General features: G+C 70.0%; 21 protein-coding genes. 7 read left to right on the top strand and 14 right to left on the bottom strand.

What is annotated here, in order from left to right; translation table 11 throughout:
• Positions 1 to 35: 35 nt before the first annotated feature.
• From AB0J16_RS18825 to metH, 5 genes are all read right to left on the bottom strand, one after another.
• Positions 36 to 1,784, bottom strand: a complete 1,749-nt coding sequence (locus AB0J16_RS18825; RefSeq protein WP_358540692.1) for an ABC transporter substrate-binding protein — start codon at positions 1,782 to 1,784, stop codon at positions 36 to 38.
• A gap of 72 nt (positions 1,785 to 1,856) precedes the next feature.
• Positions 1,857 to 2,855: an ABC transporter permease gene (locus tag AB0J16_RS18820; protein ID WP_358540690.1), complete on the bottom strand. Its 999-nt coding sequence runs from the start codon at positions 2,853 to 2,855 to the stop codon at positions 1,857 to 1,859.
• A 251-nt stretch (positions 2,856 to 3,106) separates the two neighbouring features.
• The gene (locus AB0J16_RS18815; RefSeq protein WP_358540687.1) at positions 3,107 to 3,628 is read right to left on the bottom strand and encodes a cellulose synthase; all 522 of its coding nucleotides are present in this window, start codon (positions 3,626 to 3,628) and stop codon (positions 3,107 to 3,109) included.
• A gap of 375 nt (positions 3,629 to 4,003) precedes the next feature.
• Positions 4,004 to 4,645, bottom strand: a complete 642-nt coding sequence (locus AB0J16_RS18810; protein ID WP_358540684.1) for an HAD family phosphatase — start codon at positions 4,643 to 4,645, stop codon at positions 4,004 to 4,006.
• Positions 4,646 to 4,839: 194 nt separating this feature from the next.
• Complete coding sequence (metH, locus tag AB0J16_RS18805; protein WP_358540681.1) at positions 4,840 to 8,304, bottom strand: methionine synthase; 3,465 nt, start codon at positions 8,302 to 8,304, stop codon at positions 4,840 to 4,842.
• A 92-nt stretch (positions 8,305 to 8,396) separates the two neighbouring features.
• On the opposite strand from metH, the gene AB0J16_RS18800 reads away from it, so the two are divergent.
• The 3 genes from AB0J16_RS18800 to AB0J16_RS18790 all read left to right on the top strand — a co-directional run bounded on the left by AB0J16_RS18800 (position 8,397) and on the right by AB0J16_RS18790 (position 10,644).
• A complete protein-coding gene (locus AB0J16_RS18800; RefSeq protein ID WP_358540678.1) occupies positions 8,397 to 8,858 on the top strand; it encodes a universal stress protein in 462 nt (153 codons plus the stop codon).
• Positions 8,859 to 9,058: 200 nt separating this feature from the next.
• Positions 9,059 to 9,913 carry a PAC2 family protein gene (locus AB0J16_RS18795; RefSeq protein WP_358540675.1) on the top strand — a complete coding sequence of 285 codons (855 nt, stop codon included), beginning with the start codon at positions 9,059 to 9,061 and terminating at the stop codon, positions 9,911 to 9,913.
• 239 nt (positions 9,914 to 10,152) lie between these two features.
• On the top strand, positions 10,153 to 10,644 hold the full coding sequence (locus AB0J16_RS18790; RefSeq protein ID WP_358540673.1) for a hypothetical protein: 492 nt from the start codon (positions 10,153 to 10,155) through the stop codon (positions 10,642 to 10,644).
• Between the two features lie 545 nt (positions 10,645 to 11,189).
• Here the strand turns inward: AB0J16_RS18790 and AB0J16_RS18785 are convergent.
• Both AB0J16_RS18785 and AB0J16_RS18780 read right to left on the bottom strand, forming a co-directional pair.
• The gene (locus AB0J16_RS18785; protein ID WP_358540670.1) at positions 11,190 to 11,981 is read right to left on the bottom strand and encodes a CbiX/SirB N-terminal domain-containing protein; all 792 of its coding nucleotides are present in this window, start codon (positions 11,979 to 11,981) and stop codon (positions 11,190 to 11,192) included.
• Between the two features lie 116 nt (positions 11,982 to 12,097).
• Positions 12,098 to 13,270, bottom strand: a complete 1,173-nt coding sequence (locus tag AB0J16_RS18780) for a uroporphyrinogen-III synthase (protein ID WP_358540667.1) — start codon at positions 13,268 to 13,270, stop codon at positions 12,098 to 12,100.
• A 253-nt stretch (positions 13,271 to 13,523) separates the two neighbouring features.
• On the opposite strand from AB0J16_RS18780, the gene AB0J16_RS18775 reads away from it, so the two are divergent.
• Positions 13,524 to 14,006: a peptide deformylase gene (locus tag AB0J16_RS18775; RefSeq protein ID WP_358540664.1), complete on the top strand. Its 483-nt coding sequence runs from the start codon at positions 13,524 to 13,526 to the stop codon at positions 14,004 to 14,006.
• Here the strand turns inward: AB0J16_RS18775 and AB0J16_RS18770 are convergent.
• Together AB0J16_RS18770 and AB0J16_RS18765 are read right to left on the bottom strand one after the other, a co-directional pair.
• Entirely contained in the window at positions 13,945 to 14,223 is a 279-nt protein-coding gene (locus tag AB0J16_RS18770) for a WhiB family transcriptional regulator (protein WP_358541402.1), read from the bottom strand. The genes AB0J16_RS18775 and AB0J16_RS18770 overlap by 62 nt on opposite strands.
• A 189-nt stretch (positions 14,224 to 14,412) precedes the next feature.
• The gene (locus AB0J16_RS18765) at positions 14,413 to 15,018 is read right to left on the bottom strand and encodes an HAD-IIIA family hydrolase (RefSeq protein ID WP_358540661.1); all 606 of its coding nucleotides are present in this window, start codon (positions 15,016 to 15,018) and stop codon (positions 14,413 to 14,415) included.
• 538 nt (positions 15,019 to 15,556) lie between these two features.
• Here AB0J16_RS18765 and AB0J16_RS18760 point away from each other — a divergent pair.
• Both AB0J16_RS18760 and AB0J16_RS18755 read left to right on the top strand, forming a co-directional pair.
• Entirely contained in the window at positions 15,557 to 15,895 is a 339-nt protein-coding gene (locus AB0J16_RS18760) for a glycosyltransferase family 9 protein (RefSeq protein WP_358540658.1), read from the top strand.
• Between the two features lie 12 nt (positions 15,896 to 15,907).
• Positions 15,908 to 17,107: a glycosyltransferase gene (locus tag AB0J16_RS18755; RefSeq protein ID WP_358540655.1), complete on the top strand. Its 1,200-nt coding sequence runs from the start codon at positions 15,908 to 15,910 to the stop codon at positions 17,105 to 17,107.
• Between the two features lie 105 nt (positions 17,108 to 17,212).
• Here AB0J16_RS18755 and mshC read toward each other — a convergent pair whose 3' ends face one another.
• The 5 genes from mshC to AB0J16_RS18730 form a co-directional block, all read right to left on the bottom strand.
• Entirely contained in the window at positions 17,213 to 18,436 is a 1,224-nt protein-coding gene (gene mshC / locus AB0J16_RS18750; RefSeq protein WP_358540652.1) for a cysteine--1-D-myo-inosityl 2-amino-2-deoxy-alpha-D-glucopyranoside ligase, read from the bottom strand.
• Positions 18,433 to 19,098, bottom strand: coding sequence for an NRDE family protein (locus AB0J16_RS18745; RefSeq protein WP_358540650.1), 666 nt, complete (start codon positions 19,096 to 19,098; stop codon positions 18,433 to 18,435). Before AB0J16_RS18745 ends, mshC begins: the two co-directional genes overlap by 4 nt.
• A gap of 64 nt (positions 19,099 to 19,162) precedes the next feature.
• Entirely contained in the window at positions 19,163 to 19,930 is a 768-nt protein-coding gene (locus tag AB0J16_RS18740; RefSeq protein WP_358540648.1) for an SCO1664 family protein, read from the bottom strand.
• Positions 19,927 to 20,475 carry a DUF3090 domain-containing protein gene (locus tag AB0J16_RS18735; RefSeq protein WP_219528509.1) on the bottom strand — a complete coding sequence of 183 codons (549 nt, stop codon included), beginning with the start codon at positions 20,473 to 20,475 and terminating at the stop codon, positions 19,927 to 19,929. The genes AB0J16_RS18740 and AB0J16_RS18735 overlap by 4 nt, the downstream gene beginning before the upstream one ends.
• A 9-nt stretch (positions 20,476 to 20,484) precedes the next feature.
• Complete coding sequence (locus tag AB0J16_RS18730; RefSeq protein WP_358204684.1) at positions 20,485 to 21,171, bottom strand: MSMEG_4193 family putative phosphomutase; 687 nt, start codon at positions 21,169 to 21,171, stop codon at positions 20,485 to 20,487.
• A 64-nt stretch (positions 21,172 to 21,235) separates the two neighbouring features.
• On the opposite strand from AB0J16_RS18730, the gene AB0J16_RS18725 reads away from it, so the two are divergent.
• A complete protein-coding gene (locus AB0J16_RS18725) occupies positions 21,236 to 22,183 on the top strand; it encodes an aldo/keto reductase (RefSeq protein ID WP_358540646.1) in 948 nt (315 codons plus the stop codon).
• Positions 22,184 to 22,269 lie beyond the last annotated feature (86 nt).

Raw genomic sequence — 22,269 nt, 5'->3', positions numbered from 1 at the left:
TTCGACGAACGTTCCGGAGGTTTTCCCGGACCGGGTTACTGGGTGCTCAGCGTCAGGAACTCGTACATCCCGAAGTTCTGGCTGACGAACGCGTTCTTCAGCGTCGGCGGCCGGTAGAACAGGCCGTGCGCCCAGACGTAGGGCAGGATGAACGCGTCGTCCATGACCTTCTTGTCGACCGAGGCCCAGACCGCGTTGCGCTTGGTGGCGTCCTGCTCCGCCGCGGCCTGGTCGATCAGCTTGTCGATCTCCGGGTCCTTCACGCCGAGGTTGGTGTTACCGGCGGCGCGGATGACGCGGCTGTCGACGATCTGCTGGAAGAAGCCGAAGCCCTCGGGGTAGTCGGCGCCCCAGCCGTAGACCATGAGGCCCAGGCCGTTCTTCTTGGCGAAGTCGGGCTTGCCGGCGTACAGCTTGAAGTAGTCACCCTGCGGGAAGCCCTTGACCTCCAGCTTGATGCCCACGCGGCCGAGCGACTGCTGCAGCGACTCGGCGGTCTGCTTCTCCGCCGCGCGCTCGACGCGGAAGGAGATGGTGGTGCTGAAGCCGTTGGGCTGGCCGCAGGCCTTCAGCTCTTCCTTCGCCTTGTTCACGTCGCCGCCGGGGTTGGCCTCGACGCCGTAGAGGTCGTTCTTCTCGTAACCGGTCATTTTCGACGGCATGAGGCTGAGGGCGACCTCGCCACCGGCATCGGGACCACCGTAGGCGCCCTGGATCGCGGAGCGGTCAGCGGCGTACAGCACGGCCTTGCGGCAGTGGATGTTGTCCAGCGGCGGCACGTCGGCGTTGAGGTTGGTGAACCAGGTACGGTCGAGCGGCGCGGAGTCGGCGTACTGCTTGACCTTGTCGTCGGTCAGGACGGTCTTGCGGGCGTTGGCCCCCACGCCGGTGCTGTTGATCTTGACGTCGATCTTGCCCGAGAGCAGGCGCTGGTCGAGGTCGTCCTCGTTCTGGCCGAGCAGCACCTCGATCGAGTCGTTGAGCTGCTTGCGGTTGGGGTCGGTCGCCGCGTCCCAGTTGGGGTTCTTGACCAGCTCGATGCGCTTGCCGAGCTCGTGGGCCTTGAACATGTACGGGCCGGTCGCGACCGGGTGCTCCTTGTACTTGGTGCCGGTGTCCTTGGCCGCCGGCACCGGGGCCGTCGACGGGAGCATGGCGAAGTAGTCGAAGCCGCCGTAGGCCTTCTTCAGATGGAAGACGACCGTCTGGTCATCGGGCGTGTCGATGCCCTTCCAGGAGTCGAGCTTGTCCTTCATCTTGTACGGGCCGGTGTAGTCGCCGTTGTCGAGCCAGTCGTTGAAGTAGGTCGGGCCGCTGGGCAGGATCTCCTTGTCCAGCGAGCGGGCCACCGCGTACTTCACGTCCTTGGACGTGATCGGGGTGCCGTCCTCGAACTTGATGCCCTTGCGCAGCGTGTACGTCCAGGTCTTGCCGCCGTCGCTGGCCTTGCCGAGGCCCTCGGCCAGGTCACCGACGAGCTCGAGGCCCTCCTTGCCCGGCACCGGCTTGAACATGGTCAGCGCGCGCGTGTAAAGGCGGGAGAAGTTCCAGGCGTAGCCGTAGTACTGGTCGCCGGGGTCAACCGAGTCGAAGTCGCCCGGCATGCCCATGTGGAGCGTGCCGCCCGTCTTGTCGGACGGGTTGACGACCTGCGTCACTCCGGCGTTGTACTGGCTGGCGGGCGCCTCAGCGGTGGCACCGCCGGTCTTCTTGGCAGAGCCGCCGCCACCACACGCGGAGACGGCCAGGGCGAGAGCGGCGGTGATCGCGACCGCCGACGCCATGGATTTTATCTTCATCGACCTGACACACCCCTTGTAACTAGGAGTCCAAAATTTGCGGGATAACTCACGAGGTCATCGAGCCTTGGGATCGAAGGCGTCCCTCAGGCCGTCGCCGAGCAGGTTGAACGCCAGCACGGTGACGAAGATCGCGAGACCGGGGAAGACCATGTAGTTGGGCGCCACTTCGTAGTTGTGGACCGCGTCAGCCAACATGCCTCCCCACGTCGGGGTCGGCGGCCGTACGCCCACGCCGAGGAAGGAGAGCGCGGCCTCGAACAGGATGTTCGACGGGATCAGCAGCGTCGAGTAGACCAGGATCGGGGCCAGCAGGTTCGGCAGGATCTCCTTGAACAGGATGATGTGGTTGCGCGCGCCCAGGCTCCTGGAGGCGTCGACGAACTCCCGTTCACGCAGAGACAGCGTCTGACCTCGGATAATACGCCCGATATAGGGCCAGTTGAAGAAGCCGATGATGAACACGAGCAGGCTGATCCTCAGCGTGTCACCGGACATCCCGAACGCCTTGTCGGGGATCACCCCGCCGAGCGCCAGCGCGAACACCAGCAGCGGGAAGGCGAGGAAGATGTCCATGAGCCGGCTGATGACCGTGTCGATCCAGCCGCCGAAGAAACCGGCGATCATCCCGAACACGGTGCCGAGCAAGACGCAGAGCAGCGTCGCGAAGAAGGCGATGAGCAGCGAGACGCGCGCGCCGTAGAGGACCCGGCTGAACAGGTCACGGCCCGTGGTGGGCTCGACCCCGAACAGGAAGTCCCAGCTCATGCCGCCGAACGTGCCGATCGGCGCCTGGATGGCCGGGTCGATCTTCTCCCGGTGCCATTCCGCCGGCGGGTGACCGAGCCACGACACCAGCAGCGGCGCGAAGATGGCGACGAGGATCAGCACGACGATGACGATGCCGCCGATCATCGCGATCTTGTCGCGCTTCAGCCGCATCCATGCGATCTGGCCAAGGGAACGCCCTCGGATGACTGAGGAGTCCGCGCCCTCCAGAACGGTTTCCGGTCCGGCTTCGATAGCCGAGCCCGGAACATCGAGCGGTGCGGTCATGCCAATAGCCCCCTGGATGCCAGACGACGTCGTCCGAATGGGCGGCGGTCCCGATCAGGTTATGCGCCGCGCTGGTGAAGTCGCTAGTCGCGTCCTCAGGAGGCAGAATCTATGGCCTGAGCTGGTGTGACCAGCCCCTCAGGGCGGGATGTGGCTCAACTGTGATTGACGCGAAACTCATTCGTATCGATCTTGGGAAGTTTGTCTACGCCCCGTCCCGGTTGCGTCTCGGAACTGTGACACACCTCGGATCAGCTGATGCCCCTGCGCTTGAGAATATCCTCGATGTCGGAGAAGTCATCGTCGTTGTTCTTCTTCGCCGGCGCCGCGGCAGGCTTTCCTGCAGGCTGGCCCGCCGGTCCCGCTGCCTGTCCGGCCGGCTGCCCCGCCCTCTGGCCGACAGCGCGTTGCTGCGGCGCCGCCGGGGCCTCCGCGGCCTTGCCCGGCTTGCCGTCGCGCGCCAGTTTCAGCTTCCGGCCGCGCATGAACCCCGAGGCCACGAACAGCACCACGGACAGCCCGGTCACGGCGACACCCGCCCAGACAAGGGGGTTGAAGATCAGGCTCGTCACGAAACTCACGATGGTGGCGCCGATGGTCCACAACGACTGCAACGCGTTGGTCAGGTAGGCGGCCAGCGGGAGCAGCGCCCACGCGGCCATCCTCATGCCGGCCGCCGCGCCTCTGCGCCGGAAGGCCAGGAAACTGAGCACCAGCCCCGCGATGGTCACCCCGGCGCACAGCGGCAACCAGTAGATCTGCTCGAAAGTCATTCCGCCGCCCCTCTGTTATGTGGCTGTGCTCCCCATCCTGGCACGCTCCCTCCCGCCGTCCCTCCTCCCCAGGTACCGGCCCTCCCTTAGGGGATCGGCTTGCGTGCGGTTGGGGTTCGCCCTCTTGCCGGGGTGAAAGCTTTACTTTTTTGTACGGCAAGCATGGGGAACCCGCCACCCGCCGCACGGGGCGGAGGGCTTCCAGGAATACGGTCTCTGACCGGATGGTGGCCGGCCGCCGTTACGCGCGCTCCTCGGTTTCGACGGATCGTCAGCCGGAGGCGCGACCAGGGAATCGGCCCGCTCGGAGAGCCGCCCCGTTCAGGGAAATCGGCCCGTTCAGGGGAATCGGCCCGTTCAGGGGAATCGGCTGGGTCAGGGGATCAACGCGCGGAGGGTGGGGATCGTGACGTCCGTCAGAGACGCGACCACGAGGCGGCCGGGAGCCGGGTCGATGGGCAGGAGGCTGGGGACCCCTACGACCGCGCAGCCCGCGGCTGTGGCGGCGGCCACGCCGTTGGGCGAGTCCTCCAGGACGACACAGCGCACCGGGTCGACGCCCAGCAGGTCGGCCGCCGTCAGGTAGGGCTCGGGGTCGGGCTTGGTGCGAGTCACGTCGTCGGCCGTCACGATGGCGTCGAAGCGGTCACGGCCGACGCCCTTGAGCACCGCGTCGGCGATCTCCCTGAGCGACGAGGTCACCAGCGCGACCGGGATGCCCTCCTCGCGTACGGCGTCGAGCAGTTCGGAGGCTCCGGGCATGAGCGCCACGCCGTCCGCCAGGCGGGCCACCATGCCGTCGATCATCCACTCGCGCAGGTCCTCCGGGGAGACCGACGAGCCGGAGACGGCGAGCATGTAGGCGACGGTGCGTTCCATGGAGCCGCCGACGAGGTGCGCCTGGTGGTCGAGCGTCCACTCGCCGCCGAGTCGCGCCATCACCTCGGTCTCGATCTCCAGCCACACCTTCTCGCTGTCGACCAGCAACCCGTCCATGTCGAAGAAGACGGCTTCCATGCATCCCCCGATCGGTTCGTGTACGGCGCCGCGACGGCACCCCGTCCCGCCATTCTCACCGCCGACGAGAAGATCGCGAGCGCCGGGGCCTCACCCACGGGGGGTGACCGAGAGCGAGGCCGGACGAGCGCCCCACAACGCCCGGAGGCCGCCCGGATGAGCGGCGCTCGGGCCGGGTCAGACGTTGAAAGTATTCAGACGTTGAAGTATTTCGCCTCAGGGTGGTGGGCGACCAGGGCGGACGTGGCCTGCTCCGGGTGGAGCTGGAACTCCTCCGACAGCGTGACCCCGATCCGCTCCGGGTCCAGGAGCTGGAACAGCTGCACCTGGTCCTCGAGGTTGGGGCAGGCCGGGTAGCCGAAGGAGTAGCGGCAGCCCTGGATGTTCACCTTGAGCATGTCGTCCAGCGACTCCTCGCCGCCGATCCCCCACTCGGCGCGGACCCGGGCGTGCCAGTATTCGGCCAGCGCCTCGGTGAGCTGCACCGACAGCCCGTGCAGCTCCAGGTAGTCACGGTAGGCGTCCTTGGCGAACAGCTCGGCCGTCGCCTCGGAGATCTTGCCGCCCATCGTGGCGACCTGGAAGCCGACCACGTCCACCTCGCCCGACTCGCGCGAGCGGAAGAAGTCGGACAGGCACAGGTGCCGGTCACGGCGCTGGCGCGGGAAGGCGAAGCGGGTGCGCTCGTTTCCGGCCTCGTCGAGGATGATCAGCGAGTCGCCCTCGCTGACGCACGGGAAGTAGCCGTAGACGACGGCCGCCTCCAGCAGCCCCTCGGTCTGGATGCGGTCGAGCCACATGCGCAGCCGCGGCCGTCCCTCGGTCTCGACGAGTTCGTCGTAGCCGGGGCCGTCGCCGCCGCGCGTGGGCTTGAGGCCCCACTGCCCGAGGAAGAGCGCCCGCTCGTCGAGGAAGGCGGAGTAGTCGCTCAGCGAGATGCCCTTGACGATGCGGTCGCCCTGGAAGGGCGGCACCGGCACCCGGTTGTCGGCGGCCACGTCGGAGCGGGCGGGCAGCTCCTCCTCCGGCGTGCGGGTCAGGACGGCGCCGGTCTTGACCCGGCGCTCGCGCAGCGGCGGCAGCGTGGCGCCGGCGACGCCGCGCTTGACGGCCATGAAGGAGTCCATGAGCCGCAGCCCCTCGAAGGCGTCGCGGGCGTAGCGGACCTCGCCGGCGAACAGCTCGGCCAGGTCCTGCTCGACGTAGGCGCGGGTGAGGGCGGCGCCGCCGAGCAGCACCGGGTAGCGGTCGGAGATGCCCCTGGAGTTCATCTCCTCCAGGTTCTCCTTCATGATGACCGTCGACTTCACCAGAAGTCCGGACATGCCGATGACGTCGGCCTTCTGCTCGTCGGCCGCCTCCAGGATCGCGGAGACCGGCTGCTTGATGCCGAGGTTGACCACCTGGTAGCCGTTGTTGGACAGGATGATGTCGACCAGGTTCTTGCCGATGTCGTGCACGTCGCCCTTGACCGTGGCCAGCACGATGCGGCCCTTCGTCTCGCCCTCGACGCGGTCCATGTGCGGTTCGAGGTAGGCGACGGCGGTCTTCATCACCTCGGCCGACTGCAGCACGAACGGCAGCTGCATCTGCCCGGAGCCGAACAGCTCGCCGACCGTCTTCATGCCGTCGAGCAGCACGTTGTTGATGATCTCCAGGGCGGGCCGCTGCTCCAGGGCGGCGTCGAGGTCGGCCTCCAGCCCCTTCTTCTCGCCGTCGATGATGCGCCGCTTGAGCCGCTCCCACAGCGGCAGCGCGGCCAGCTCCTCGGCCCTGCCCTCCCGCATGGCCGAGGCGTCGACGCCCTCGAACATGTCGATGAAGCGCTGCAGCGGGTCGTAGCCCTCGCGGCGGCGGTCATAGACCATGTCGAGCGCGACCTGGCGCTGATCGTCGGGGATGCGCGACATCGGCAGGATCTTGGAGGCGTGGACGATGGCCGAGTCGAGCCCGGCGTTGACGCACTCGTTGAGGAACACCGAGTTGAGCACCATGCGCGAGGCCGGGTTGATGCCGAAGGAGATGTTGGACAGGCCCAGCGTGGTCTGCACGTCGGGGTAGCGGCGCTTGAGCTCGCGGATGCCCTCGATGGTCTCCAGGCCGTCGCGGCGGCTCTCCTCCATGCCGGTGGCGATGGTGAAGGTGAGGCAGTCGACGATGATGTCGGACACCTGCATGCCCCAGTTGGCGACCAGGTCGTCGATGGTCTCGCTCGCGATGCGTACCTTCTCGGCGGCCGTGCGGGCCTGGCCGTTCTCGTCGATGCACATGACCACGACGGCGGCGCCGTGCTCGCGTACGGCCGTCATCGTCTTGTGGAAGCGTGAGTCGGGGCCGCGGCCGTCCTCGTAGTTGACCGAGTTGACCACCGCACGCCCGCCGAGCATCTCCAGCCCGGCCCGCAGCACCTCCGACTCGGTCGAGTCGAGCATGATCGGCAGCGTGGAGGCGGTGGCCAGCCGGAAGGCCAGCTCCTTCATGTCGGCCACGCCGTCGCGGCCCACGTAGTCGACGCACAGGTCGAGCAGGTGGGCGCCGCCGCGGGCCTGCTCGCGGGCCATCTCCACGCAGTCGTCCCAGCGGCCTTCGAGCATGGCCTCGCGGAAGGCCTTGGAGCCGTTGGTGTTGCACCGCTCGCCGATGGCCAGGTAGGAGGTGTCCTGGCGGAACGGCACGGTCTGGTAGAGCGAGGAGGCGCCCGGCTCGGGGTGCGGGCGGCGCGCGGCCGTCTGCCTGCCGCGCACGCGGTCGACGACCTTGCGCAGGTGCTCGGGGGTGGTGCCGCAGCAGCCGCCGACCAGCGACAGGCCGTAGTCGCGGGTGAAGGTCTCGTGCGCGTCGGCGAGCTCGTCGGCGCCGAGCGGATAATAGGCGCCGTCGGAGGTCAGCACCGGCAGACCGGCGTTGGGCATGCACGAGAGCTTCAGCCGGGAGTGCCTGGCCAGGTAGCGCAGGTGCTCGCTCATCTCGGCCGGGCCGGTGGCGCAGTTGAGGCCGATCAGGTCGACGCCCAGCGGCTCGATCGCGGTCAGCGCGGCGCCGATCTCGGAGCCCAGCAGCATGGCGCCGTTGGTCTCGATCGTCACCTGGGCGATGATCGGCACGTCGCGCCCGGACTCCTCGGCGGCCCGCTTGGCGCCGATGACGGCGGCCTTGACCTGGAGCAGGTCCTGGCAGGTCTCGATGATCAACGCGTCGGCGCCGCCCGCGATCAGGCCCGCCGCGTTGTCGCGATAGGACTCGCGCAGCTTCTGGTAGGGCAGGTGCCCCAGGGTCGGCAGCTTGGTGCCGGGGCCCATCGAGCCGAGCACGAAGCGCGGCTGCTCGGGCGTGGACCAGTGGTCGGCCCGCTCGCGCGCGATCCTGGCGCCCGCCTCGGAGTATTCGAAGACCCGCTCGGGGATGTCGTACTCGCCCAGGGCCGCCAGGTTGGCGCCGAAGGTGTTGGTCTCCACGCAGTCGACGCCCACGGCGAAGTAGGCGTCGTGGACGCCGCTCACGATGTCGGGACGGGTGACGTTCAGCACCTCGTTGCAGCCCTCGTGACCCTCGAAGTCGTCGAGGGTGGGGTCCTGGGCCTGCAACATCGTCCCCATCGCCCCGTCGGCGACGATCACTCGCTGGGACAACACTTCACGGAAGGACGGGGAGCTGCTCATGGGCTAGAGCTTATCGGCTGTGCAGAAAGGCTTGAGCGGACGGCTATTCTGCCAAGAAGACAATTTGACCAAATGTCTAATAGGGGTTCCCGATGGCCTACCGCACCGTGCTGGCCGGCACCGACGGCTCCGCCTCCTCCTTCCGCGCCGTCTCCGCGGCGGCGTCCCTGGCCGGCGCGACCGGCGCCACGCTCGTCCTGGCGTGCGCGTACCTGCCCATGCGGGCGAGCGAGCGGGCCGCCGCCGCGGACCGGCTCGGCGACCTGGCCTACAAGGTGAGCGGCTCCACCCCCGCAGACGACGCCCTGAGAGCCGCCCGCGAGCACGCCGTCGCCGCCGGCGCGACCGAGGTCGTCCTGGCGGCGGAGGAGGGCGACGCGGTCGACGTACTCATCACGCTGGCCGCCGCGCACCAGGCGGATCTGCTGGTCGTCGGCAACCGCGGGCTCAACAGCCTGGCGGGGCGGCTGCTCGGCTCGGTGCCCTCGCACGTGGCCCACCGCGCCTCCTGCGACGTGCTGATCGTCCACAGCACCTCCGGCGGCCGCGCCTGACCATCACTCCGTGCCGGCGGCCGCGCCTTACTCTCACCCCGCGCCGAGTGCGAGCGCCTGACCTGAGGGCGCCCGGGCCGGCGCCACGTGGCGGCGTCTGACCGGTCGCTCCGCGACGATGACTGATCATCGTTACTCCGTGACATGACCGCCTCCTCACCGCATAGGCTTAGCTGGACAGCGGAGAGAGGAGGCGACACGTGATCGAGTTCGAAAGGCTCCCCGAGCTCGTCGACCCGGTGCTCATAGCCGCGTTCGAAGGGTGGAACGACGCCGGCGAGGCATCCAGTGGTGTGATCGCCCACCTCGAGTCCGCCTGGAAGGCGGAGCCGCTGGTCGAGCTGGATCCCGACGACTACTACGACTTCCAGGTCACCCGGCCCGTCGTGGAGATGGGCGACGGCCTGACCCGCTCCATCATCTGGCCGACGACGCGGCTGCTGCGCGCCCGGCCGCCGGGCGTCGAGCGTGACGTGGTGCTGCTGCGCGGCATCGAGCCCAACATGCGGTGGCGGTCGTTCTGCGCCGACATCGTCGAGGTCTGCCGCGAGCTCGGCGTCGAGCTGGCCGTGATGCTCGGCGCGCTGCTCAACGACTCACCGCACACCCGCCCCGTGCCGATCCTGGGCGGCGCCACGGACGAAAACCTGGCCCGCTCGACCAACCTGGAGCTGAGCCGCTACGAGGGCCCCACGGGCATCGTGGGCGTCCTCCAGCAGTCGTTCGGCGACGCCGGCCTCGACGCCGTCTCGCTGTGGGCGTCGGTGCCGCACTACGTGGCCCAGCCGCCCAACCCCAAGGCCACGCTGGCGCTGCTGCGCCGCCTCGAAGACCTGCTGGAGATCCCGATGCCGCTCGGCGATCTCGACGAGGAGGCCCGCGCCTGGGAGAACGGCGTGGACGAGCTCGCCTCCCAGGACAGTGAGGTGGCCGAATACGTCAAGGAGCTCGAGGAGCGCAAGGACGCCGCTGAGCTGCCCGAGGCCAGCGGCGACGCGATCGCCGCCGAGTTCGAGCGCTACCTGCGGCGCCGGGACCGCGACACTGACAGCTGACTCGCAGCCTTTGTTTACCGAACTTTCTGGAAGTTTCAGGTAATAATCGGTAGCCATACAACTTTGCACCAAGTTGGATCCCCAGGACCGGCTCGTCACCAGGACCCCGGCCGCGAATGCCACGTTGCACCTACCCACGTGAACCTATCCATGTGACTGCGCACGTTAGGCCAACCATGGCGACTTCCCACGTAGACCCGCACCAGAGGAGTCAGGACACCCGGCGACGCATCCTGGAGATGGCGCTCTCTCTCAGGGATGATCGCCCCGGCGGCTCCGTGGACCATTTCCTCGCCCTGCTGCAGGACCGGCTCCCGCTCTGGCTCAGCATCCTGCACGGACTGTCCCACCGCGTCGGCAGGGGCAGCGTCACCGACAACCTGCTGCCCATCGTGCGGGCGGGCATCGACTACTACACGGATGTGCAGGCCGTGGCGCTGCCCGCGGTCACCTCGCCGTCCGTCACCGTCCGCTTCCGGCAGGCCGTACGCGATCACGGGCTCGGGCCGATGACGGAGATCCTCCCGCTGGCCGCCTATCTGGAGGGCGAGCAGCGTCTGGGCCGGGTGGCCGCCGGCGTCGACCCGGAGGGCACCGCCCGGCTGCTGCTGGCGGGGTGCTTCCACCACGCCTACATCGAGATGTTCGTGGGCGCCGACGCGGGACCGTCCCGGGACGCCGGCGCCCAGGAGATCGTCCGCGAACTCCGCCTCGAACCCGCCCCCGCCTGACACTCCCCAACTGCACCGCCCACCCTCACCACCGACCACCGACCACCGACCACCGACCACCGACCACCGACCACAGCCTCCGCCAGCGACGACGCCCGCCGACTGCGGCGTCCCTCGACCGCGGCGTCCGTCGACCACGACCTCCGTCGACCGCGATGTCCATCGGGATATCAGGCGCCGGAGGTGCGGGCGTCGGGGATCGCGGGCGCCGGAATCGGGGGCGCCGGATCGCGTCCGTCGGGATCGGGGGCGCCGGATCGCGTCCGTCGGGATCGCGTCCCTCGGGATCGCGAGCGTCCGAATCGCGTCCGTCCAAATCGCGTCCCTCGGGATCGCGAGCGTCCGAATCGCGTCCGTCCAAATCGCGTCCCTCGGGATCGCGAGCGTCCGAATCGCGAGCGTCCGAATCGCGTCCGTCCAAATCGCGTCCCTCGGGATCGCGAGCGCCGGGACTGCGGGCGTCGCGGCCGTGAGTGCTGCGGCCCTGAGTGTGCGGCCCTGAAGTGTCGTGGCCAGGGACGCCGTCGGCGGCGGTTGGAGCCGAGCTAAGCGGTCTGTACGGCGCTCCAGGTGTTCGGTACGGCCGTCCGGGTCCTCGTCTGGTCGAAGCGGTGCCAGATCAACTCCACCACGGCCGGGTCGGCTCCCAGAGGCTCGCTGACCAGGTCCGCGCCCGCCTCCGCCAGGCGGTCGTGAAAGAAGCCGGGCGCCAGCAGGTACGAGGCGACCGCCAGGCGCGACGCCGGGCCCGATCCGAGACGTTCCACAGCCTCGCCTGACAACGGACCCGACCTGAGACGATCCGCACCCTCGCCTGACAACGGACCCGACCTGAGACGTTCCACGGCCTCGCCGAGCGAAGGGCTGCCCGCCGAGGTGAACGCGGCCGTGACCGGGCGGCCCAGCCGTACCGCCAGCAGGTGGGCGGCGGCACGGACGTCGGCGAGCCCGGCCGGATCCGAGGAGCCCGCCGCACCCAGGATGACCGTGTCGGCGGGCCCCAGTCCCGCGCGGGCCAGCTTGCGGGCGAGCGCGGCGGTGAGCAGCCGGTGCGGGCCGAGCGGCGGCGCGACGAGCGCGTCGGGGCGGTGCTCGGCGACGACGTTCGGCAGGTCGATGTGCACGTGGTAGCCGCCGGCGAGCAGCAGCGGCACCACGACCACGGGCCCGGGGACGGTGGGCAGCACGTCGGCCAGCAGGGGCGAGCTGATCTCCAGGTAGCTCAGCTCGACGCGCTGCCGGGGCCGCGCCCGTCTGACCGCCGCCGCCAGGGCGGCCAGCGACCGCTCCCCCGCCGCGCTCCGCGTCCCGTGCGCGGCCAGAACCAACGTGGGCACGGCCGAACCGGCCCGCACAGACGCAGCCGACACCGACGCGCTCGAACCGACCTGTGCGGCCGCGCCCGGAATCGGCGCGCCAGAAACGGGAGTGGCCCCCTGGGGCGCGGACGACGTCACAGGGGCGCCGTCTCGTGGCTGCAGGCGAGCCGGTAGCCCCGTTTGACCACCGTCTCGACGATCCCGGCGGGCCCCAGGGCGCGCCGCAGCCGCGTGATCGCCATCTCGACCGCGTGCTCCGCCGAGTCGCGCGACAGGCTGCCAGGCAGCACGGTACGCAGGTCGGTGCGGGAGACCACATTGCCGGGCTTGTCGGCCAGGCGCTTGAGCACGGCCATCGGCGCGGGCGGCAGCGGCCTGAGCTCACCGTCGACGACCACCGCGTGCCCGCGGATCTCCAGCCGGTGCCCGCCCGCCACCAGCCGGGTGACGCCGTGTTCGGGCAGGTGCCTGGCCAGTGCCCTGGCCAGGGCGCCGAGGCGGGATCTTTCGGGCTGCAGGGTAGGTACGCCGCGCTTGACCAGCGGCCCGGCGGTGACCGGCCCGACGCAGGCCGCCACGACGCGGTCGCCGAACGCCGCCAGCAACTGCTCCTCCAGCCCCTCGGCGCGGGCAGCGCCCAGCATGGCGTGTACGGCGGGCGCGCTGGTGAAGGCCACGGCGTCCACGGCGCCGGAGAGCGTCTGGGTGATGAGGCGGCGCAGCGGCGAGGGATCGCGGTACGGCAGCCACCGGTAGACCGGGATCTCGATCACCTCGGCCCCGGCCTCCCGCAGCGCCTCGACGAACTCCGTCAGCGGCTCGCCGTGCTGCTGCACCGCGATGCGGCGGCCGTGCAGATCCTGGGCCAGGAGGTACTGCTTGACCTCCTCGCAGGACTCGGTGGCGGGGGTCCAGTGGTCGTTCAGCCCGGCGGCGCGCACCGCTCCCCTGGCTTTGGGGCCGCGGGTGAGCAGGCGGGCCCTGGTCAGGTGGTCGGCCAGGTCGGCCGAAAGGCCCCAGCCTTCGGCCGCCGCCATCCAGCCGCGGAAGCCGACGCCGGTGGTGATCACCACGTCGTCCACCGGGCCGGCCAGGCTGAGCCGGGTGGCGGCCAGCAGGTCGGAGTCCTCGGAGAGCGGCACCAGCCTGATGGCGGGCGCGCTGACCACCCGTGCGCCGCGCCGTTCGAGCAGCGCGCCGAACTCTTCGCGCCGCCGGGTGGCGGTCACACCGACAGTGAAGCCGGACAGCGCGTCCGGCGCCGTCTCCAGCTCACGCGCCGGGTCGTCGAGGGGAAGCGCGTTCACGCGAACACCCCCCGTGGTGATGGGCTTGGCCGGGCCCCGAGCGCCCGGCCAAGCATCACAGGTCCATGAGCCGGAAGTGAGATCACAGATTAGATAGTGCTTTCGGGCGGTTTCGCCGCTGGGTCTCCTTTGTTACCGCTGTGCTACAACCCAAGAGCGTTACCGCGGTGCTACAACCCAGAACCCTGGCGGTTGATCCCGAAGGCGCGTGGGAAGCACCACCCCAGACCACGCGGCCTATCGGGGAGTTGCGGTGACAGTCCGCCCTATTCGCATGTTCAGCGATCCGGTGCTCCGCTCGGTGGCGGCGCCGGTTCACGACTTCGACCGCGAACTCCGGGGGCTGGTGAAGTCCCTGACCGCGACGATGCGCGCGGGAGCCGGCCGCGCCGGGCTGGCCGCGCCCCAGATCGGGGTGCCGCTACGCGTGGTCGTCTACTCCTACGACGGCAAGTCGGGATGCCTGGTCAATCCGCGACTGGAGCTGTCGGAGCGGCGTGTCACGGCCGACGAGGCGTGCCTGTCGGCGCCGGGCCTGTGGTGGCCACTGGAACGTTCGTACATGGTGACGGCTCGGGGCCGCGACGCCTTCGGCAAGGGTGTGACCGTGCGGGCGCTGGGTGTGCTGGCCAGAGTGCTGCAGCACGAGGTCGACCACCTCGACGGCGTGCTGTTCAGCGACCACCTCGAGGACGGCGAGCGCCAACGCTTTCTCGCCGAGGTGATGCCAGGATGATCTCCCGTCGTTGCGACGGGTCGGTGCCGCCCCAGACGCCGTAGGCCTGTCCGGTGCTGAGCGCGTAGTCGAGACAGGGCTCACGTACCGGGCAGTCGCGGCAGATGACTTTCGCGCGTTCGGCTTCCGCGTGACCCAGCCCCTCGGGCGAGATCGGGAAGAACAATTCCGGGTCTTCGACCAGGCAGGCGGCCTTGTGCGACCAATCTATTGGCATCATGCCAAATGGCCCTACCCATCACTTTCTCGGTCATACATCCTCAAGAAAGCGATCCAAGCCGACCAGGAACCTGGGCCGGGAACGAGCGGAAGCACATAGTCGTGCTCGTCACATATGAAGGGGCCGTGCGCATGTGAAGGGGCCGTGCGCATGTGAAGGGGCCGTGCACGTACCGGTGCGGGATCCTCACCAACGGCTCCAGCCCACCAGCGGTGACCAGACCGCCGCACTCGTGCTCACGCGAGCCGCCTGGCCGGCCTGGGCGACAGCGCTCAGCACCCGGTCCGCCACGTCGGACAGGTCCTCGGCCACCTCGGCGGCCTGCTGGATCTCCTCCCTGCGGGTCTCGCCGGTCGGCACCAGGATGCCCCTGGCCCCCGCCGCCCTGGCCGCCTCCATGACCCTGCCGATGTCACCCACCACGACGCAGTCGCGCGGGCTGACGTCGAGGACGGCCGCCGCCCTGATCACCAGGCCCGGCGCGGGCTTGCGGCAGGTGCAGCCGTCGGAGTCGTCGTGTACGCAGATGGCCCACGCGTCGAACGGGCCGAGGAGCTCCTCGACCCTGGCGTTCACCTGATCCATCTCGTCCGGCGTGAGCAACCCCTTGGCCACGCCCGACTGGTTGGTGACGACCGCCACCGGCACGTCGGCCCGGCGCAGCCGCGCCAGCGCCTCCAGCGCGCCCGGCATCGGCTCGACCCTGGCGGGGTCGCCGTTGTAGGGGACGTCCTTGATCAGGGTCCCGTCCCGGTCGAAGAGCACGGCTCCGGGACGTCGTGGTTCGAACACCCTTCACCTCCGTAGCACAGCTCTCCGTCGCAAAGCTCCGTCGCAAAAGCTCCGTCGCGCTGTCCCTCAGCTACCCGAGGACCCCCTCCACAAACAACTACATAGCGTGACAAACCACCAGACATTCAACCTGTTTCCGCAGTACAGAGGGCTGAATCAGGTTTGAGGGCCGCTTCTCTCGGTAGCCGTCCTCTCTATGTCCAGGTGTAGGAACGAGATGAGGGCCGATGGCGGACGATCCCTCGCCGGTCGAGGTGCCGGCTCTGGGGCGGTACGTGGGGCGGTGCGGGCGGATGTTCGCGCCCGCGCGAGCGGCCGGGTACGAATTATCGCCCGATGATCAGGGAAAACTCGCTGTCCGGCGCCCCCTCCCGGATATCGGGCACGTTATCGGGCACCTTATAGATACCGGCACAGGCGCCGGCGAAGGCGCGTATGTAGTGGTGCACACGGGGACGTCAGCACCCGCCAGGACCTGGCCTGCCGAACGGCTCGGCAAGCGGTCCGGGAGCTGGCCGAAGACGGGCACCGGGTCGTCGTGACAGGCAAGGAGCACGAGCTCACCGCCTGTGTCGCCCACAATGTCGCGGTCGGCCTCGGCGGAAGAACGACGCTTTCACAGCTGGCAGCCCTCATCGAGCGGGCCGGCGTGCTCGTGGCGGGAAACACCCGGCCCGCGCACCCGGCAGCCGTGGTCGGTACGCCTGCCGTGAGCCTGTTCACCCCGCTCGTCCTGTCCGCCCGGTGTGCCCCTACGGAGTGCCCTCGGTGTCCAGCGAGCTCTGGCCGGGACACCAGGGGACTCAGCTCTGTCACAGGTGACAAGCGAGCAGGTGGTCAAGCAGTGGTGGTCAAGCAGTGGTGGTCAAGGCAGTGAGGGAGCTGACCAGTGAATGTCGATCTGATCTCTGAACACGCGGACCCCCTGGCCGCGATCGGCAGCGTCGACTCAGGTGGCCAGAACGTCTACGTCGCCGCGCTGGCCGTCGCGCTGGGAGAGCGCGGGCACACGGTCGTCGTCCACACCCGCCGCTCCGATCCGGTCCAGCCGGACTCGGTGCCCCTGGCGCCCGGCGTCACGGTCGAGTACGTCACGGCCGGGCCCCCGGTTCCGATCCCGAAGGACGAGCTCCCGCTGTACATGCCGGAGTTCACCGATCGTCTCGCCGACCGCTGGTCGGTGCGCCGGCCCGACATCGCGCACGCGCACTTCTGGATGAGCGGCCAGGCGGCCCTGCAGGCGACCGAGGACGTACCGGTGGTGCAGACCTTCCACGCGCTGGGCACGGTCAAGCGGCGCTGGCAGGGCCCCGCGGACACCAGTCCGGCGCACCGCCTCGCGACGGAGCGTGAGATCGGCGCCCGCGCCGACAGAGTGCTGGCCACCTGCGGCGACGAGGTGAGCGAGCTGCTCTCGATGGGTGTGCCCGAGCGGCGCATCGCGGTCGTGCCGTGCGGCGTCGACCTGACCGAGTTCTGCCCCCGTGGCCCGGTCGCGCCGCGCGTGGCCGTCGGCGCCCGGCGCCCGATGGTGCTCAGCATCGGCCGCCAGGTGCCGCGCAAGGGCGTCGACACCGTGATCCAGGCCATGCGCGGGCTCCCCGGGGCCGACCTGGTGATCGCCGGCGGGCAGCGGGACGGCGAGGAGGCTGCGCGGCTGCGTGAACTGGCGGCCGGGTTCGGGGTCGGGGACCGGGTGCACGTGATCGGCAGCGTGCCCCGCGAGCGGGTCCCGGCGCTCATGCGCTCGGCGGACGTGGTGGTCTGCGTGCCCTGGTACGAGCCGTTCGGCATGGTGGCGGTCGAGGCGATGGCGTGCGGCGCGCCGGTCGTCGCCTCCGCCGTCGGCGGCCACCTCGACACGGTCGCGGGCTGCGGCGTGCTGGTGCCGCCCCGCCGCCCGCGCGCGCTGGCCAGGGCCCTGCGCGAGGTGCTCGCCGACGAGGACCGACGCCGGGCACTGGGCGCGGCCGGGGCCCGCCGCGCCCAGGAGAGGTACGGCTGGGCCCGCGTCGCGCAGCAGACCGAGGCCGTGTACACGCAGGTGATCGACGGCAAGGTAGGCCGCCTCGCCGCGTCGTCCGTCTAGGGTGCGCAGCCTGCGGGGCGTCTGAAATGCGACGCCCCGCGGGGTCCGTCTGTCGTCCGTCTAGCGTGCGACGCCCAGCAGAGGTCGTCGCCCAGTAGAGATCGTCTAGAGTGCGACGCCCAGCAGGGCGTCGGTCAGGTCGCGGACCAGGGCCGCCGCCGCCGGGTCCGAGCCGCCCTCGGACAGGGCCCGCTCGACCCAGGCGTCGACGGCGGCCAGCGCGCCCGGGGTGTCGAGGTCGTCGGCGAGCCGTTCGCGTACCTCGGCCAGCAACCGGCCCGCATCGGGCGCGGTGGCGAGCCCGGCCGCCGAGCGCCACTTGGCGAGGCGGGCCTCGGCCGCGGCGAGCTGGGCCGGGACGTACTCCCAGTCCTCGCGGTAGTGGTGGGCGAGCAGCACGAGCCGGATCGCCATCGGGTCGTGCCGACCCCGCAGCTTGGAGACGAAGACCAGGTTGCCCTTGGACTTCGACATCTTCTCGCCGTCGAGCGCCACCATCCCGGCGTGCGTGTAGAACTTGGCGAACGGCCACTCCCCGGTGGCCGCGTGTCCCTCGGAGGCGCCGCACTCGTGGTGGGGGAAGATCAGGTCGCTGCCGCCGCCCGCGACGTCGTAGCCGGCGCCCAGGTTGTCGAGGGCGATCGCGGTGCACTCGATATGCCAGCCGGGCCGGCCGCGGCCGAGCGTCGTCTCCCACGACGGCTCGCCGGGCCGCTCGGCCCGCCACAACAGCCAGTCGAGCGGGTGGCGCTTGCCGGGCCGGTCGGGGTCGCCGCCGCGCTCGCCGAACAGCTCGACCATGAGCTCCTCGCTGTAGCCGGACACCTGCCCGAACTTGGGCGCGTCCGCCACGCTGAAGTAGACGTCGCCGTCGAGGTCGTAGGTGACGCCCTTGGCCGCCAGCTTGGCGATGAGCTCGGCCACCCGGCCGACGACCTCGGTCACGCCGACGTACTCGCGCGGCGGCACGATGCGCAGCGCCTCCATGTCGGTGCGGAACAGCTCGATCTCCCGCTCGGCCAGGTCCTGCCAGCTGACACCGGTCTGCTCGGCCCGCTCCAGGAGCGGGTCGTCGACGTCGGTGGCGTTCTGGGTGTAGTGGACCTCGTGGCCCATGTCGCGCCACACCCTGCCGACCATGTCGAAGGCCAGGTAGGTGTTGGCGTGGCCCAGGTGGGTGGCGTCGTAGGGGGTGATGCCGCAGACGTACATGCGGGCGGTCGGACCCGGGTCGCTCCGCCGGACCTGCCCGGCCGCCGTGTCGTAGAGCCGCAGTGGGACGCTCTCACCGGGAAGCGCGGGAATGGCGGGGGCAGACCACGATCTCATGCCTTTGAGCCTATCCGTCCAGAATCAGCGGTCAGGTCCGTGAACTCGTACGTCACGCCCTCCGCCGCCAGTGTGAGCAGGGTCACCGACAGCGAGGCGAAGACGCGGCCGTCGGGCAGCTCGTGCCGGATGATCAGAGCCGCCGGGTCGGACGAGGGGGCGGCGGCGATGAGCTCTCGCCAGTCGGCGGTGCTCTCGAAGCGCGGCCGGAAGGCGGCCACCCGTTCGTGTTCCGGGTTGAGACCGGTGTTGACGATCATGCTGGTGCCGTCGGGCACCTCGGAGGCGCTGAGCCGTTCCCCGTCCCAGCTGAACAGCCGCACCCGCGTCAGGTCGGCGAGCAGCAGGTGAAAGGGGTCGTAGTAGGTCAGGTCGACATCGGGCAGGTCATTGGCCGCGAGGGCGCGGAGCGGCAGGTCGCCGCGGGAGATCTTGGTGGCCTCGGCCGCGGGCCGGCCGTGCCCGTTGAGGAGGGCGGCGGCGCGGCGCCGGGCCGGGTCGACGGCCAGCCAGGTGCCGCCCGCCTTGAGGTCGCGCCCGCCCACCACGCCGGGGTGTTCGGGCCAGTGCTCTCCCGGCCCTTCCCAGGGCCGGTCGGCGAACTCGTCTCGCACGCCCATCAGCGTCAGCGGCTGACCCGTCTTCACGATCACCGTGCACATAGGGCAAAGCGTAGTAAACGGTTTTTCCATGAGCGGCCAGGGGATGGCCAGTTGACGCGTCGGTCTACATGGGCGGCCACGGGATGGCCGGCCAGTCGCGGGAGGGGTAGGGGTGCAGGCCGGTTTCGAGCAGCTTCCTGATCCGGTTCCAGGTCGCCTCGACCTCGGCGAGCGTGAGCAACTCGCGCAGCCTGCGGCCGAGCTGACCCGACTCGATGTCGCGCTCCAGCTTGGTCAGCGTGGTCACGGCGTCGCGGGCCAGCGGCTTGCCCCGCCACTGCCAGAGCACGGTACGGAGTTTGTCCTCGGCGGAGAAGCAGACGCCGTGGTCGACCCCGTAGACGTGGCCGGTGGGCAGTGGCAGCAGGTGGCCGCCCTTGCGGTCGGCGTTGTTGACCACCGCGTCGAACACCGCCATCCGGCGCACCACCGGGTTGCGGCTGCGTACGAGGCGCATGAGGTCGACCTCACGCTCGGTGTCGATCCACAGCTGGCACATGCCGGGACCGAACGGGCCCTCCCGCAGGACGGTCGGCGGCACGATCTGCCAGCCGGTCGCCTGGGAGACCTCGAACGCCGCGACCTCGCGGGCGGCCAGCGTGCCGTCGGGGAAGTCCCAGAGCGGGCGCTCGCCGCGTACGGGCTTGTAGACGCAGGCGGCGGTGCGCTCACCGAGCGTGATCGAGCAGTAGAGCGTCATGTTGGTCGCCTCGACGAGGCGGCCCGCCACTTCCAGGCGGCCGTCGCGGAGCAGCTTGAGCGCCCCCTCGTCCTCCATGGGCGACGGGTGCGACGGCGGCCTGGTAGCCGGTTCGCTCTCCGGAGCGCTCATGATGTCGCCTCACCCCCGCGATAGCCGTTGAGGCGGACGCAGACGTGTCCCTCGGGGTCGAGTGGCTGCCCGCAAAGGGGACAGGCCGGTCGGCCCGCAGCGACGAGCTGGAGCGCCCGCTGGGTGAACGCACGGGCGACCCCGGCGCTGATCCGCACCCGCAGCATGGCGGGCTCGGGTGCTTCGACGGCTTCCTCGTCGATGATCTCCTGCGCTTCGATCACCACCTGTGAAGTATCGGGATCCCAGGCCAGTGCCATGGTGCCGACCCTGAAGTCCTCCGTGACAGGCACCTCTAGGGGCTTGTCGTCCGTCAGGTCGGCGGGCGCCATGGCGGGCACGTGCGCGGTGCCCCCGCTGCGGCGCAGCACCTCGTCGAGCAGCTCGTCCAGCCTGCCCGCGAGCGCCGCCACCTGCAGCTTCTCCAGCGCTACCGTGGTCAGTCTGCCCTCGGCTCTGGCCTGCAGAAAGAAGGCTCGCGCGCCCGGTTGCCCCAAGGCACCGGCCACGAACCTCTCTGGTGGGTCGTAGTCGAAGACCGGCATAGCCTGACCTTACGTGGTTCCGGGTCCACCGCCGACGGCGGCATCGCTCCCGGAGAGTTTTTCTCCCCCGTCTTTCTCCTCCGAATCCTCGGGAAGCTGCAATTCCCCCATATCGTTAAGCCTGAGAACAAAGGGGCGCAAGGGGGCATAGCGAATGACGGTGAGAGCTCCGGGATCTGCAGTTATCCGCTGAAAGTGATCCAGGTGGAGCCCCAGCGCGTCGGCGACGATGGCCTTGATCACGTCTCCGTGACTGCACGCCAGGTAGACTCCCTTCTCCCCCAGGCGTTGATTCCACTCCCGTACGGCGGCCACGGCCCGGTGTTGCATTTCCGTCAAGGCTTCCCCTTCCGGAAATGTCACCGCACTGGGGTGGGCCTGCACCACCTGCCACAACGGCTCCTTCGCCAGCTCCTTGAGCGGCCGCCCGGTCCACGCTCCGTAACCGCACTCCACGAACCGCTCATCGGTCTGTACGGCCATGCCGCGCCCCTCGGCGACGGCCTGGGCCGTCTCCTGGCAGCGTTCGAGCGGGCTGGAGACGATGGCGTCGAGCCGGACGCCCGCGATGCGCCCGGCCAGCGCCGCGGCCTGCGCCCGGCCCGCCTCGCTCAGGTGCACTCCGGGAGTGCGGCCGGCCAGCACCGGCCCGGTGAGTGCGGTGAGCCCGTGGCGGGCGAGAAGGAGGGTGGTCACCGACCAAGTGTCGCAGGCGTGGATCACGGCGTTTGACGCACCCGGGCGGTAACCTGGCGGGATCATGGAGCAGCGCTATGTCGGCCGGAGCGGCCTGTCGGTGTCCCGCCTGGGGCTCGGCACGATGACCTGGGGGCGTGACACCAGCGCCGACGACGCGGCGGCGCAGCTGCGCACCTTCATGAGCGCGGGCGGCACCCTGGTCGACACGGCCGACGTCTACACCGGCGGCGACGCCGAGCGGCTGCTCGGCCGGCTGCTGCGCGACTCGGTGCCGCGCTCGGAGCTGGTGATCTCGACCAAGGCGGTGGTGACGCCGTCGGGCCGCCGGCCGCGTGACGCCTCCAGGCGCCATCTGATCGCCGCGGTCGACGACTCACTCAACCGCCTGGGACTCGACTACATCGACCTCTGGCAGCTGCACACCTACGACACCGAGGTGCCGCTGGAGGAGACGATGGCGGCGCTCGACGCGATCGTCTCCTCGGGCCGGGCCGTCTACGCGGGCGTCTGCGACTACGCCGGCTGGCAGCTGGCCGCCGCCGCGGTCATGCAGCGGGCGATCCCGGGCCGCATCCCGATCACCTCCGCCCAGGCCGAATACTCCCTGCTGGCCCGCGAGCCCGAGCGCGAGCTGCTGCCCGCCGCCGAGCACGTGGGCGCGGGCGTGATGGCCTGGTCGCCGCTCGGCAGGGGGGTTCTGACGGGGAAGTACCGAACGGGCATCCCGGCCGATTCGCGGGCCGCTACGCCACATTTCGCCGATTTTGTCCGCCCTTATCTCGACGAACGCAGCCGTCGTGTGGTCGAATCCGTGATGACCGCGGCCGACGGGCTCGGGGTCTCGCCGTTGGCGGTGGCGCTCTCATGGGTTCGCGACCAGCCGGGCGTGTCCTCCGCTATCGTCGGTGCCCGTACGCACGCTCAGCTCGCCGGCGCATTGACCGCCGAGGACGTGGTGTTGCCGCGAGAGATACGTGAGGCCCTGGATGACGTGTCGTCGCTCGACTGAGAGCGAACGAGAGTCATGCTCGCGTGTCACGCGTCGATACCGAATCGCAACTTTAGCCGGAAAACGCCTGCGACACACCGCCGATG

The sequence above is a fragment of the Nonomuraea sp. NPDC049750 genome (genome assembly GCF_040659625.1).
Lineage (GTDB): Bacteria > Actinomycetota > Actinomycetes > Streptosporangiales > Streptosporangiaceae > Nonomuraea.
This window is presented reverse-complemented; position numbering and strand designations above follow the sequence as displayed.

Excerpts from the sequence above, each read along its gene's own strand:
- AB0J16_RS18825 (WP_358540692.1), bottom strand. The coding sequence starts at position 1,784 with ATGGCGTCGGCGGTCGCGATCACCGCCGCTCTCGCCCTGGCCGTCTCC.
- AB0J16_RS18820 (WP_358540690.1), bottom strand. The coding sequence starts at position 2,855 with ATGACCGCACCGCTCGATGTTCCGGGCTCGGCTATCGAAGCCGGACCG.
- AB0J16_RS18815 (WP_358540687.1), bottom strand. The coding sequence starts at position 3,628 with ATGACTTTCGAGCAGATCTACTGGTTGCCGCTGTGCGCCGGGGTGACC.
- AB0J16_RS18810 (WP_358540684.1), bottom strand. The coding sequence starts at position 4,645 with ATGGAAGCCGTCTTCTTCGACATGGACGGGTTGCTGGTCGACAGCGAG.
- metH (WP_358540681.1), bottom strand. The coding sequence starts at position 8,304 with ATGAGCAGCTCCCCGTCCTTCCGTGAAGTGTTGTCCCAGCGAGTGATC.
- AB0J16_RS18800 (WP_358540678.1), top strand. The coding sequence starts at position 8,397 with ATGGCCTACCGCACCGTGCTGGCCGGCACCGACGGCTCCGCCTCCTCC.
- AB0J16_RS18790 (WP_358540673.1), top strand. The coding sequence starts at position 10,153 with ATGGCGCTCTCTCTCAGGGATGATCGCCCCGGCGGCTCCGTGGACCAT.
- AB0J16_RS18770 (WP_358541402.1), bottom strand. The coding sequence starts at position 14,223 with ATGCCAATAGATTGGTCGCACAAGGCCGCCTGCCTGGTCGAAGACCCG.
- mshC (WP_358540652.1), bottom strand. The coding sequence starts at position 18,436 with ATGAGATCGTGGTCTGCCCCCGCCATTCCCGCGCTTCCCGGTGAGAGC.
- AB0J16_RS18745 (WP_358540650.1), bottom strand. The coding sequence starts at position 19,098 with ATGTGCACGGTGATCGTGAAGACGGGTCAGCCGCTGACGCTGATGGGC.
- AB0J16_RS18740 (WP_358540648.1), bottom strand. The coding sequence starts at position 19,930 with ATGAGCGCTCCGGAGAGCGAACCGGCTACCAGGCCGCCGTCGCACCCG.
- AB0J16_RS18735 (WP_219528509.1), bottom strand. The coding sequence starts at position 20,475 with ATGCCGGTCTTCGACTACGACCCACCAGAGAGGTTCGTGGCCGGTGCC.
- AB0J16_RS18725 (WP_358540646.1), top strand. The coding sequence starts at position 21,236 with ATGGAGCAGCGCTATGTCGGCCGGAGCGGCCTGTCGGTGTCCCGCCTG.